Below are 12547 nucleotides of genomic sequence, written 5' to 3' on the forward strand. Positions count from 1 at the left end.
GTCTGTGGGTGTGATTGGCACATGCTTGCGCTAATCGCCAGTGCGCGTGATTGTTTCGTCGAACTCGATGGTGACTGCACACGGCTGGGCCTGTTCCTGGACGCCGTGCCCGGTGAGCAGCGTGATCGGATTCTGCAAGGGTTTGGGTAACGGATACTGCCCGGTCTTCTTGACACGCATCGACTCGCCGCTGGTCGGACACTTGGCGTCGAACTCGGTGGCCAAAGACCAGCTGCTGTCGGCGAATACCAACGGTTCGACGATGCCCTGCTGGTTGTGCAAGTAGCTCATGCACCGGTCGCCGGTGCGCAGACAGTTCGTGGTGACGACGAAGTCGGCCGGTTGCTGTTTCTGTCCGTCGGTGAAAGTCCTCGTTTGGTGGTAGCTGCCGTGGAGCGCTTCGGCGGGCGAGACCACCCGTGGTGGCAGGTTGGCAGGGTCGGGCAGGCTGCCGATGTCGATATCACCGGTGCGGGTGAACGTCACCGTGTGCTTGGCCTCGCAGGAATTGCCGGTTGTTCCGGTCCAATCGCCGGTCAGGCGGCCGTCAGGTTGCGGCTGCAGCGTGAACACCTGCCAGGCTTCGGCGCCCGGATTTTCCCGGCACTGCTGCGAGGCGAGGGTCACCGCCAACCAACTCCCACCGACGTCGTCGAATTCCACCGTCGGGGCGAACGACGAGTCACCGCTCAGTCGCGACGCCGTCGCGGCGCATCCCGTCGCGCGGCACACCGAGCGGACCCCGTACGTAGCCGTCGACGGCTTAGCGCTTGGATCCGCGACCCCGGCGAGAGTGCTGATCGGGCCGAAGTCGGCGCGGTACATCCCAGTGAACGGCCCGCTGTTGGGCGCGGGGACCGCAGCAGCGGCAGCGGTAGTGCCGGTGGGTTTGGCGGCGGCCGGTTTGTCGTCGCGCGAGAACTTCACGACTGCAAAGACGCCGCCTGCGATCAGTAGTGCGACGACTGCGATTGCGCCGATCAGGATGCCGGGCCGCCGGCCCGTGCCGACCGGTGGTGCCGGCGGCAGCGGGGGCGGCCGTGGTGGTTGCACGACCGTTTCGCCGGCGTAGGCGGGATCTGCAGGCCATCGCTGGGTTTGCGCGTCTCGGCTGCTCCGACTCACAGGCGCGGTGATGGCATGTCGTGCGGCGGCGGCCATTTCGATAGCGGTGGGGTAACGGTCGTCGGGTTGCTTGGCCAGGCCGGTGACGATGACGTGATCCATCGCCGTCGGGACGGTGTCGCTGTCTTCGGAGGGATGTGGTGGCGGGGCGACCATGTGTCCGACGGCGACTTGTTCGAGGGTGTCGCCTGGGTAGGGCGGGTGGCCCGTGAGGCATTGGTAGAGCACGCATGCCAATGCGTAGATATCCACGCTCGGTTTGGACTCCCCGGTGCTGAAGCGTTCGGGAGCCATGTAGGCCCACGTGCCGATGGTGGTGTTGGCCGATGTCAGCGCGGTGTCGGTCGCGCCGCGCGCGATGCCGAAGTCGATGAGATAGGCGAAGTCGTTGCGGGTCAACAGAATGTTGGACGGTTTGACGTCGCGATGCACCAGGCCGGCCTGATGCGCACTGTGCAGTGCTGAGGCGATCTGCTCGACGATGTGTACCGCGCGCCGAGCTTCCAAGGGGCCGCGGTTCAACAGGGTTTGCAAATCGACGCCGTCGATCAATCGCATCGTCACATACAGTCGGCCGTCGATTTCGCCGACGTCATAGATCGGCACGACGTGCGGGTCATCCAAACGTGCCGCGGCGCGGGCCTCGCGGCGGAATCGCCTTTCGAAATCCGGGTCCTGCGCGTAGTGCGGTAGCAGCATTTTCAGCGCCACCACCCGGTCGATCGTGGTGTCATGGGCGCGCCACACTTCGCCCATTCCCCCGCGCGCCAGCAATTCAATCAACTGGTAGCGGCCAAAAGGCGTGCCGTCCACGGCCTCACGATAAACCTGCAAAAGGAATAACCGAACTCCGTTTCGGCTACCGGATCGGCCGACACGGCATATCGTGTCCTGAACTGAAGACTGCCGGAAGGCCGGGCACGTTGACGCTCGTCGATTGGTACCTGTCGATCGTTCATTTCGATCGGCGCATGCCTCTCAACCTTGACCTCGGCCCACTGCACATCCATCTCTACGCCCGCGCGGTGTTCTTCATGTGGATCACCGTGGCAATCCTGGTGGTCGGCGGAATCGCCGTGTTCGCGTCCCGCAAGCGCGAATTGATCCAGAAGTGGACCACGTGGGTGCTCATCGCACCCATCGTCGGCATTCCGGTCTGGATAGGGCGTGGACCCACCGCCGCACTGGCCGCGACGCTGGCGGTGGTCGCGGTGGTCGAGTACGCGCGGTTGGTGAAGCTCAGCAAGATCGACACCGGCATCCTGTTGGCGCTGAGCGTCCTCTATCCATTGGCGGCATGGCTGCATCCAACGCTGCTGGGACTGGCGCCGATCGTCGTGTTGGCTTGTGCGTTGCCGTCGGTTCTCGGCGGTGACGTCGAACACGGGGGCAGACGCACAGCGTTCACCGCGTTCGGTTCGGTGTGGATCTGTTGGTCCCTGGCCCACCTTGTGATGGTGTGGCCCGATACCTTCCTGGTCGCCTTCGCCGCCTCAGCCGCCGATGTCGCGGCCTGGTGCGGTGGAAAAGGGTTGCGCCGCTTCGGTTGGGCGCGTGCGCCGTTGTCCCCGTTGAGCCCGAACAAGACGATCGGCGGACTGGTCGGCGCCTTCATCGGCGCCTTCATCGTGCTCACGTTGTTGGGCACGATTTCGGTCGGTCTGCTCATCGCGGTGGCGTTTGGCGGCCTGCTCGGCGACCTGTTGGAGTCGATGGTGAAGCGGCAGGCACAAGTCAAAGACGCGGGCACCTGGCTGCCCGGATTCGGAGGTCTGCTCGACCGGATCGACTCACTGTTGCTCGTACTCCCGCTGGCCTACCTCCTCGGATGAGCGGCGACAGCGGGTTCCTTTCTGCGGGAACGCATTCTGATCGGCAATCACGTATCTGGACTGTGATCGCGGCGCTGGTCGCCGGCCCGTACGGGTTGGCTGTGGCGTTCGTGTGGGGATACGCCGAAGCGCTGAGTTGGTTCATCGTCGCGGAGATGGCGCTGATACTGCTTGCCGCCGCAGTCCCGCGGCGCGTGATGCCGTGGGCCGCCGCGGTGATCGCCGGATCGGTGCTCGGCGTACTCACCAACGCCTGGCTGGCATCTCGCGGCGTTTTGTTACCGGCGCCGCTGACCACACCGCGAATGGCGGCGACGGCATTCGGCCAACTGTCTGCCGGACCGAGCGCGATCATGCACCAGGCATTGTCGGGCATTCCGGTCAAGGTGTACGCCCGCGCGGCCGGTGAGCACCACATCGACCTGTGGCGACTGGCGGCCTGGACTCTGTTGGAGCGTGGACTGCGAATATCATCGGTCGGCTTGGTGGTATGGGGTCTGTCAAAGATGTTGCACCCCTTGCTGCGACGGCTGTACGGGGTCTATCTGATCATCGCGGCCGTGGTTTTCACCGTAGGACTCTCCGCTGTAATTGCTGCGTGGTCATGATGAATCAGCAACCGCCGCCCACGATCACCGTCTACGCCGATGGCTGGCATCGCACCTTCGGGCCTGGTGGGGATCTCGTGATCGGACGCGACGTCCACGCCGATGTCCGACTGCCTCAGCCGGGCGTCTCGCGCGCTCACGTCCTGCTGCGATACCTCGACGGTCACTGGGTCGCGGTCGACAACTCCAGCACCAACGGAATGTACGTCGACAAGCAGCGAGTGTCGTCGGTGGACATTCGCGACGGCCAGACCATTCACATCGGCGAACCCGACGGTCCGACGGTGACATTCGAGCTCGGCCGCGACAGCGGACCGCCGGACGACAGGACCACGATCCCGACGAAACACGACGCCGACGGCAAGACCGAGGCGTTCAACGCCGTGACGTCCCTGATCCGGGTGCTGCGGCCGGGCGTGCCCGTGGAGCCACCACCGGGTTCGACGACCATCGGCCGCGAAGTCGACAACGACATCGTCATCCCGGATCTGATTGCCTCGCGCCATCACGCGCGCTTGATTCCCACCGCGCAGGGAGTGCAGATCCAGGACATCAGCAGCAATGGAACCTATGTCAACGGCCAACGGATCAAGGACGCCTATTTGGCCGAGAACGACGTCGTCACGATCGCCAATGTCGACATGGTCTTCGTCAACGGCACCTTGGTCCGTCGCACCGCGCCGGCCGCGGACTCCGCCGGCCTCGACGTCCGTGACATCAGCTTGACGGTCAGTGGCAATCGCACTCTGCTGGAACAGGTTTCGTTCACCGCCAAGCCCGCCACCCTGACGGCGGTGATCGGGCCGTCGGGATCGGGCAAATCCACTCTGTTGAACGTCATCGCCGGGACGATGCGGCCGCACGGCGGGTTGGTGTCGTTCGACGGGCACAACATCCACACCGACTATGCGTTGTTGCGCAATCGAATTGGAATGGTGCCACAAGACGACGTGGTGCATCGCCAACTCACCGTCAACCAAGCCCTGGGTTACGCGGCCGAATTGCGAATGTCGCAAGACACCACCAAGGAAGAACGGCAATGGGTGGTCCGGCAAGTTCTCGAGGAACTCGAGCTGACGCCACACGCCGGCACACGGATCGAGAATCTGTCGGGCGGCCAGCGCAAGCGAGCGTCGGTCGCGCTGGAATTGTTGACCGGCCCGTCACTGCTTGTCCTCGACGAGCCCACGACCGGGCTGGACCCTGCCTTGGACCAGCTGGTGATGAGGATGCTGCGCCAGCTTGCCGATGCCGGTCGCATCGTCGTGGTGGTGACCCACTCGTTGGCCTATCTCGACGTTTGCGATCAGGTCCTGCTGCTGGCCCCCGGCGGCAGGACCGCGTGCTGCGGACCACCCGGTGAGCTCGGCGATGCAATGGGCAGCACCGACTGGGCCGACATCTTCACCGCCATCGAGGCCGATCCCGAAGGGGCCCACCAGCGATTCCTCGAGCGCGCTGAGAGCACGGCTGAGTCGCGCGAGCACCCGCAGCCGAAGCAGCCCGTCGCCAAACCGGCACATACCGGGATAGCACGCCAGTTCTGGACGATCGCCCGCCGCCAGGTCCGACTGGTTCGCGCCGACCGCGGCTACTTCGTCTTCTTGGTCTTGCTGCCGTTCCTGCTCGGGTTGCTGCCGCTGGCGGTGGCCGGCGAAAACGGCTTCGGCAGGGCGGCAATCGACAGCGCTGCGCCCAACGAAGCCAAACAGATCGTGGTGTTGCTGAATCTCGGCGCGATCTTCATGGGCACCGCGCTCACCATTCGTGAATTGGTCGGCGAGCGAACCATCTTCCGCCGCGAACAGGCGGCAGGGCTGTCGACGTCGGCGTATCTAGCGGCCAAGGTCGTGGTGTTCGCAGCGGCCGCGGTGATTCAGTCGGCCATCCTGGTACTGATCGTCACGGCACCGACGATCGGCAAGGGCGCACCGCTGGGCGCGTCAATGCTCGGCAGTGCGAGATTCGAGCTGTTCGTTGACATCGCGGCAACGTGTGTGGCGGCGGCGGTACTCGGACTCCTGGTATCGGCGTTGGCGCAGAACAGCAATCAGGTGCTGCCGCTGATGGTTGTGACGGTCATGGCGCAACTCGTGCTCGCCGGCGGCTTCATCCCGGTGACGGGCCGGCCGCTGGACCCGGTCTCCTGGCTGACACCGTCGCGGTGGGGTTTGGCGGCGACGGCGTCGACGGTGGACCTGACGAACACCGTTGCGGTGATTTCGCATGACTCGCATTGGAAACACACCGCGGCGGCGTGGTCGTTCGACATCGTCATGCTCGGCGTGCTCGCGGTGTGCTATCTGGCCTTCGCGCGGTGGAAGATTCGGTTCAAAGCGACCACCAAGTAGCCGTCGTCACGCCGCCAGCGCGTAGCGGTTGACAACCTCCGGTTGCAGATTGTCCCGCAGTGCCAGTACCGCGCTCCGCAGCTCCGATGCCGAGGTGCTGTTGGGATCGATCGGTTCGCCGATGCGGACCTGCATCGGGGCGGGGGACCAGCGGCCGCCCTTGGGCAGCACGTCGGCCGTGCCCGTCACTGCGACCGGCACGATCGGCACACCGCATTCGCGCGCCAACCGCAGTGCACCCGAACGGAACTCGCCGATGGTGCCGTCGGTCGAACGGGTGCCCTCGGGGTAGAGGACGATGGTGCGTCCGGCCTTCAGCGCGGGGCGGGCCGCGGCGAGGAGCGCCGCGTAGGAGCCCTCAGCGTTGCGCCGAACCGGAAGGACGCCGGCGAGCGAGGTCGCGATGAAGCGGCGCACACGCACGTCGAACCAGTAGTCAGCGGCGGCGCCGAACACCGGCTTGGCCTTGGGCGGAAGGGCGGCCAGCAGGACCGCGGTGTCGGCATGCGACGAGTGGTTGGCCACCACGATGCAGCCACCGGAGCCGCGCCACTTGCCGGTCACGGTCAGCCCGCCAGATACCGCGCTCGCAAGGCGCCACATCCAGTGCCGCAGCACGTAGGAGATCGCGGTCATGCTGCCACCGCCGTCAAGATCGGGCGGGTCGGGAGGTCGATCAGGTCGGCCTGCTCCTGCTCGCGCTTCTGTGCCAGCTCGCGGCGGGCGGCGCGCAGCCGCAGCACCGTGGTGAGGATCGAACCGTTGACCATCTGCATCAAGAGCACCGGCATGATGAACGGAATCGCGGTGGCCAGCACGGTGAGCAAGCAGCGTTCGGTCTTGCCCAACGGGCCGCCGTTGCGGCGGGTCGCTCCTGCGGCCGCCGCGGCCAGCGAGGCGAAGGTGGGCAGCGTCGCGGCCAGTGCGGCGGCGAATACCTGAATCACCGTCCAGGACAGCCAGTGGAAGCCGGGGCCGTGCAGGCGCGCCGCGAAGACCGCCAGGCCTGCGAAGGTCAGCAGGTCCGAGGCGCGGTCGCCGATCTCGTTGACCACGAACCCCCACGGCCGGCTCACGCCACGGGCCCGAGCGACAGCACCGTCGAGGTTGGCGCCGGCCAGTCGCAGCGCGAGAAACAGTGCGGCCAGCGGCCACCAGCCCAGCGCGATGGTCACTCCGGCGGCGCCGGCAGCGACGACGCCTGCGGCGGTGAAGACGTCAGGGGACACGTTGTGCGCGACCGCGGCATTGAGAACGGGCGTCAGTCGCCTGGTGTACCAGGGCTTCAGTGCGTACAGGCCGAGCATTGGTCGTTCCTTTCGTTGTCGTTTCGGCCTGTGGGGCCGGTCACGAAAAGATTGCGGCCGAGGGCTTGGCGGATCCTTGGCAGATCCTTGAAGGTCGGATTCGGGCCCCGACCCGGGTTAGCTATAAGGATGAGTAGACGAGGTAAAGCGGTTCGAGACGTTTGCCTGAAGCCGAAGCAGTCGGGAGCTGTGACCGGTTGCGGCGGCCGCGATCAGATCGTGACGTTCAGCGCTGCGGACGGCTGGGCGGCTTGTCCACGGCGACGAATTCCTGTTCGGGCCGTCCGGTCGTGCCGTACCGCAGCTGGATCTTGACCTCGCCCGAATTGGCCAGTGTCGACAAATACCGTTGCGCAGTGGCCCGCGATACGCCGATCTCGGCGGAGAGCTCAGCCGATGACATCGGCTGGCCTGCCGCGCGCAGCGAGTCCAGCACCAACTGCTTGGTGGGGGAGGCCACGGCGGTCGGGGACTGGGCAGGAGCGATGCGAGGACGCAGGGCATCCAGTGCCGAATCCACCTCGGCTCCACCAAGATTGGTGCCCGACAGAATCTTGCGGTAGCGCGAATAGCCCGACAACCGTGCCACGAGATCGGTGGGCGCGAACGGCTTGACGAGGTAGCTCAATGCTCCTGCCGCGATCGCGGCCCGAATCGTCGGGGCGTCGGTCGCTGCGCTCAAAACCATGCTGTCGCAACGCAAGTCGCGAACAAAGTCAATTCCCGACCCATCGGGCAGGTAGACGTCGACCAGGGCCAGATCGACAGGGTCGGCCTTACGGGCGGCGGCGAGTGTGGTCGCCGTCGTCGTGACCGTGAAGCCCGGTAACGCGTTGACGATACCCGCGTGCATGTTGGCGACTCGGAAGTCGTCGTCGACAACGAGCACGGTCAGTTCTGAGCCACCCATTGGGCTTCCTCCTTCGCCATGACGCCCGGCAATCGGGCGATGAATTCTGCGCCGCACAGCTGAGCGTCCGGGTTGCCCGGGCTGGACAGCCGGATATCACCACTCAGCGCGCGGCTGATCTGTCGAGCCAACGCCATCCCGATGCCACGGCCGCCGGGTATCCCGGATTCCGGCTTCGTCGACGCGCCTTCGGTGAACACGTGCTCGACGAAATCGGGGGCGACACCGTCTCCGGTGTCGGCGACCGTGATGTGTAGCGTCGAACCATCCTGCAGCAGTTCGACTTCCACCACCTTGGCCTGGCTGGCACCTGTTCTGGCAGCGTCGATGGCATTGTCGACCAGATTGCCCAGCACGGTTGTCACGTCGACGGGCAGCGCGAGCCGACCTGGCACCCAGGTGTTCTCGCCGAGGGTCAGCGTCACCCCGGCTTCGCGGGCCGAAGCAGCCTTCGCCGCCAGGAACGCCTGCAGGAAGGCATCGCGGACGTTTTCGATGCCAGGCACCGCCGATCCCAGCGGGCCCGACCCCAACAACTCCTCCACGTAGGAAGCGGCCTCCTCGGTATGGCCACCGTGGAGCAGACCGTTGATCAGGTGCAGCCGATTGGCGAATTCGTGGCGTTGGGCGCGTAGCACTGTGCTCATCAGCTGCACGGCGTCGAGTTGGCGGGTCAGCGATTCGACGTCGGTGCGATCGCGCACCACCAACACCGTTCCCAGATCGCGGCCTTCACGCGCCACACGTCGCGCCGAGACCACCACAATGCGATCGCCGACGGTCGCAATCGTCGGCGTCGGATCGGCCGAACGAAACACCTCGAGCACCCTTGGCGTCAGACCGACCTCTTCCACCGGCCTGCCCACCTCGCTGCTGACGTCCAGTAGGCGGCAGGCCTTCTCGTTGACGAAAGTTGTCTTCCAATGGGTGTCGACGGCGAGCACACCCTCGTCGATGCCGTGCAGAACTGCCGACTGACCGCGTATCAACTCGGCCATCTCGGAGGGCTGCAACCCCATCGTCAGGCCTCGCCACCGCCTGGCGAGGAACACGGAGCCCACGACACCGATGAGCAATGCCAAGCCCACCAGAGCCGACGCCGTCCGGACGTCAGTCCACAACTGCTGATGAACAGCGGCGGTGGAGATGCCGACACTGACCTCGCCGATGACCCGGTTCGAATCCGGCGCGTACACAGGTACTTTCGCGCCAACCGATCTCCCGAGCGGGCCGGATTCCCTCGTCACGACCTCGTGGCCGGCCAGTGCCTGGGAGGGATCGGTGCTGACATGTTTACCGAGTTCATCGCGATTGGGATGCGACAGCCGGATGCCCTGATTGTTGGTGATCACCACGAACAACACGCTGGTGCGCTGCTGGATCTCGGTGGCCAATTGCTGCAACTGCCCGCTCGCCAACTGGTCGGTGAGCTCGGGGCTTGGTGTCAACGGTGCATTCTCATAGCGCGCGACGTCGACGCGGACCGCGGGGGCGAACGCGATGGCACGCGCCATGTCCAGGGAACGGTCCTCGTATTGGGCAGCGAGTCGCTGGTGGCTCATGAAGGCCAGCAGCCCGCCCGCGATGCCCAGCGTGAGCGTCACCACGGCCACTTGCAGCAACAGCACCTGCGTAGCGAGCCGCACGTCTATGTGCAGCTTTCGCGCCATGGGCAGAGAGTACGCGTCGGGCTGAGCAAAATGAGCAAAACTCCGAAGCCCGAACACTTGCCATGGCACCGACGCCTTTAGGGCAACGCCCCGATCAGCCTCGCCAGCTCATCATCGAGCGGATACGGCTTTTCGGGCGGCAACAGCGCCTGCGCTCCCTCGACGTCTCCGCGACGCAAGCATTCAGATATCTTGTGCGCCAACGAGGTCAGATCGCGGATCTCGACAGTCCAGTCGTTGACGTAGCGGCCGATGATGTCGCGAGACAGACCCACTTGGATGCTGCGATGGTCCAGTTTCTCGTCGCGCACCGAGTACTCGGGATCCCACTGCACGCGAACGACCGCGTGAGCAAAAGCATCCCGCCACTGCTCATGGCTGCCGTACACCCTGGGGTCGGGAGTCGTCAGCACCGCCTGCGACAGCGCCTCCTCCCAACCGGCGCGCGTGATGCGCACAGCAAGGGCGTGTTCCTGGCCGGGTTTGCTCGCCCAGCCGCTGCGGTGCATCAGCCACCGAAAGGACGGCTTGATCCACGTCATCCTGCTGAGGCTGTACGGAGCAACGAACCGCTGGGCCGCCACCGCCGCCTTGGCGATCGCAGGCCGGTACGCCTGGTAGACAACGATGGTCTCGCTGTCGTAGTCCGCTCGGATGTCGAATTCGCCCATAGTGCAGTACCACGTTAGGCCGGTGAACTGCGATTGCTGCGATGAAATGCGGCGCCACCGCTGCTCCGTCCCGCATAGGTTGCAAAAGGCGCCGGCCGCAAAATGCCGTTCTGGCCGGTGAACGGCGCATGGGTAAATCCAGGTCAGCGCTGCTTGCCGGGGTCCTCCGTCGGGGTGCAAGTCTTTGCGTAGGCAATGTCAGCACACACGACACACCGACCACATCCGTCGCATGCGCCACTTTGTCGGTCAAGATCATGATCGAGCAAAGGTAGGTGGATTTGACCTCCGCTTCGCGCGGACCGACCTCAAGGGTGGACCGTGGGCATAAGAAGACGCCGGGGGTATCGCCGAGCACTGATTACCACCGCAATAGCGGTACTGGTCGGCTTGGTGTGCACGACAACGATCAGCAAGGACCTCGTACACAACCGTCCGCGCGATGTTTTCGTGGAGATGGCGGCCACCATCAACCCGGCGCCGACAACCACCGGCATTGCCGATTCGGACGTCTGGGGGCAAGACCAGGCGGGCGTCGACAAGACGATGGACATGATCAAGGCGACCAACGTCTCCGCCGTGCGGTTGCTGATCCCCTGGGCGGCAGTCGAAGCCACGCAGGGAACGTTGGACTGGACCAGCATCGACAAGACGGTGAACTCGGCCGCGGCCCGAAACATCGCCGTCGTCGGCATGGTCAACTCGACGCCACGGTGGGCCGTGGTGTCGGGAGGGCAGTACCTCAGTTCACGTCCCGCGTCGCCGGCCGCCTATGCCGACTTCGTCGCGAAATTCGTGCAGCGCTATGCGGGAAAGATTGCGGCCGTCGAGATATGGAATGAACCCAACTCGGTGACGTTCTGGACGCCGACGCCCGACCCGGCGGCCTACACCGAGCTGCTCAAGGCCGCCTATCCAAAGGTCAAAGCGGTCGATCCGTCGGTCGTCGTGGTGAGCGCGGGCCTCGGTGCCATTCAAAGCTTCGGGTCGGTCACCATCAACCCCGTCGCGTACCTGACCCAGATGTACGCCGCAGGCGCTAAACCGTACTTCGACGCAATGTCGTTCCACCCCTACCTGTACACGCTCAACTTCTCCGGCGGCGTCGGCAAGGCGAATTCACCGCTGCAGCAGCTGATGGACATGCGGCAGGTCATGATCGCCAACGGTGATGCCAACAAGAAGATCTGGGCAACCGAATACGGTCAGCCCGCGTCCAGCGGCGGTGAGACCAAAGAGAACGATTACATCGCCGACATCCTGTTGAAGTGGCAGGAGATGCCCTACACGGGCCCGATGTTCATCTACACCACACGAGATCGTCAGACCGGCAGCACCAGCGCTCAGTCGACATTCGGCATCTTCCGGACTGACTGGACGCCCAAGACCGCTCAGCAGACAGTGAAGGCCGGCGCATCGGGCGCCATTGCGAAATCGGCCGAATATCAGCAGTTCTCGACGGTTACCGACTCCGCACTGGGCACTGTGCTGTCTCCGGTGTACAAGACCACCGACGGAGTCTGGGGCCAGGTGCGCACGGTCAGCACCGTGTTCCAGACTACGAGCGGATTCATCAGTTCACCCAATCCCGTTGCGTTCAAGGCGGGTTCGTATCTGCTCAGTCCGATCGGGCCGTTCGCCAACGGCTGGCAGGACTTCAACAAGTCGACTGGGCTGCGGGTGTGGTATTCGCAGGCGACGGGTGCGCATTCCGCGGCAGGTCACACCGCGAAGGTGTGGGTACCGGAGTTGGGCTTGGCCATCAGCGACGAAAGCGGCGGCCCAACAGGTACCACGACGGAATTCCAGTACGGCAAGATCACCTGGAGCCCGCTTGCCGGCGCGAAGATCATCTGGGCCGACGGCCACGGCCCGGGCACGACGCCGACGTCCACCACGACAACGACAACCACCACCACGATCCCGACCACGACAACGCCGGTGACGACTACGCCTCCTGTCACCACGACGACGACACCGCCGACAACCACGCCACCGGCCGGCAATCCGCTCGTGGCCATACTGGCCCTGCTCAGCGGTCTCCTTGGGTCACTCGGCGGAAAGTGAAAATTT

At 64.9% G+C, this 12547-nt stretch carries 10 protein-coding genes; 4 read left to right on the forward strand and 6 right to left on the reverse strand.

Annotated features, from left to right (window positions below):
- Nucleotides 1-30: 30 nt before the first annotated feature.
- A complete protein-coding gene (locus tag J3E61_RS19190; RefSeq protein WP_210084600.1) occupies nucleotides 31-1938 on the reverse strand; it encodes a serine/threonine protein kinase in 1908 nt (635 codons plus the stop codon).
- 158 nt (nucleotides 1939-2096) lie between these two features.
- Between J3E61_RS19190 and J3E61_RS19195 the strand changes: the two genes are divergently transcribed.
- From J3E61_RS19195 to J3E61_RS19205, 3 genes are read left to right on the forward strand one after another with little or no spacing between them, the layout of a single operon-like run.
- A complete protein-coding gene (locus tag J3E61_RS19195; RefSeq protein ID WP_210084601.1) occupies nucleotides 2097-2957 on the forward strand; it encodes a phosphatidate cytidylyltransferase in 861 nt (286 codons plus the stop codon).
- Complete coding sequence (locus tag J3E61_RS19200; protein ID WP_210084602.1) at nucleotides 2954-3565, forward strand: hypothetical protein; 612 nt, start codon at nucleotides 2954-2956, stop codon at nucleotides 3563-3565. Before J3E61_RS19195 ends, J3E61_RS19200 begins: the two co-directional genes overlap by 4 nt.
- Nucleotides 3562-5916, forward strand: coding sequence for an ATP-binding cassette domain-containing protein (locus J3E61_RS19205; RefSeq protein ID WP_210084603.1), 2355 nt, complete (start codon nucleotides 3562-3564; stop codon nucleotides 5914-5916). The genes J3E61_RS19200 and J3E61_RS19205 overlap by 4 nt, the downstream gene beginning before the upstream one ends.
- A 6-nt stretch (nucleotides 5917-5922) precedes the next feature.
- Here J3E61_RS19205 and J3E61_RS19210 read toward each other — a convergent pair whose 3' ends face one another.
- The 5 genes from J3E61_RS19210 to J3E61_RS19230 form a co-directional block, all read right to left on the reverse strand.
- Nucleotides 5923-6552, reverse strand: a complete 630-nt coding sequence (locus tag J3E61_RS19210) for a 1-acyl-sn-glycerol-3-phosphate acyltransferase (RefSeq protein ID WP_192721446.1) — start codon at nucleotides 6550-6552, stop codon at nucleotides 5923-5925.
- Nucleotides 6549-7223 (reverse strand): CDP-alcohol phosphatidyltransferase family protein, encoded by a 675-nt coding sequence (locus tag J3E61_RS19215; protein ID WP_192721445.1) that lies wholly within the window; start codon nucleotides 7221-7223, stop codon nucleotides 6549-6551. The genes J3E61_RS19210 and J3E61_RS19215 overlap by 4 nt, the downstream gene beginning before the upstream one ends.
- Before the next feature lie 226 nt (nucleotides 7224-7449).
- Nucleotides 7450-8133, reverse strand: coding sequence for a response regulator (locus J3E61_RS19220; protein ID WP_210084604.1), 684 nt, complete (start codon nucleotides 8131-8133; stop codon nucleotides 7450-7452).
- Nucleotides 8115-9803 (reverse strand): sensor histidine kinase, encoded by a 1689-nt coding sequence (locus tag J3E61_RS19225; RefSeq protein WP_210084605.1) that lies wholly within the window; start codon nucleotides 9801-9803, stop codon nucleotides 8115-8117. The genes J3E61_RS19220 and J3E61_RS19225 overlap by 19 nt, the downstream gene beginning before the upstream one ends.
- A 77-nt stretch (nucleotides 9804-9880) precedes the next feature.
- Nucleotides 9881-10474 carry a DUF4291 domain-containing protein gene (locus J3E61_RS19230; protein WP_210084606.1) on the reverse strand — a complete coding sequence of 198 codons (594 nt, stop codon included), beginning with the start codon at nucleotides 10472-10474 and terminating at the stop codon, nucleotides 9881-9883.
- A 393-nt stretch (nucleotides 10475-10867) separates the two neighbouring features.
- Between J3E61_RS19230 and J3E61_RS19235 the strand changes: the two genes are divergently transcribed.
- Nucleotides 10868-12541 (forward strand): hypothetical protein, encoded by a 1674-nt coding sequence (locus J3E61_RS19235; RefSeq protein WP_192721441.1) that lies wholly within the window; start codon nucleotides 10868-10870, stop codon nucleotides 12539-12541.
- The last annotated feature ends 6 nt before the right edge of the window (nucleotides 12542-12547 follow it).

Source organism: Mycobacterium sp. OAE908, assembly GCF_017872775.1.
Classification (GTDB): domain Bacteria; phylum Actinomycetota; class Actinomycetes; order Mycobacteriales; family Mycobacteriaceae; genus Mycobacterium.

What these genes read in the sequence shown, in the direction of transcription:
- J3E61_RS19195 (WP_210084601.1), top strand. Translation starts at nt 2,097, where the DNA reads ATGCCTCTCAACCTTGACCTCGGCCCACTGCACATCCATCTCTACGCC.
- J3E61_RS19200 (WP_210084602.1), top strand. Translation starts at nt 2,954, where the DNA reads ATGAGCGGCGACAGCGGGTTCCTTTCTGCGGGAACGCATTCTGATCGG.
- J3E61_RS19205 (WP_210084603.1), top strand. Translation starts at nt 3,562, where the DNA reads ATGATGAATCAGCAACCGCCGCCCACGATCACCGTCTACGCCGATGGC.
- J3E61_RS19210 (WP_192721446.1), bottom strand. Translation starts at nt 6,552, where the DNA reads ATGACCGCGATCTCCTACGTGCTGCGGCACTGGATGTGGCGCCTTGCG.
- J3E61_RS19215 (WP_192721445.1), bottom strand. Translation starts at nt 7,223, where the DNA reads ATGCTCGGCCTGTACGCACTGAAGCCCTGGTACACCAGGCGACTGACG.
- J3E61_RS19220 (WP_210084604.1), bottom strand. Translation starts at nt 8,133, where the DNA reads ATGGGTGGCTCAGAACTGACCGTGCTCGTTGTCGACGACGACTTCCGA.
- J3E61_RS19225 (WP_210084605.1), bottom strand. Translation starts at nt 9,803, where the DNA reads ATGGCGCGAAAGCTGCACATAGACGTGCGGCTCGCTACGCAGGTGCTG.
- J3E61_RS19230 (WP_210084606.1), bottom strand. Translation starts at nt 10,474, where the DNA reads ATGGGCGAATTCGACATCCGAGCGGACTACGACAGCGAGACCATCGTT.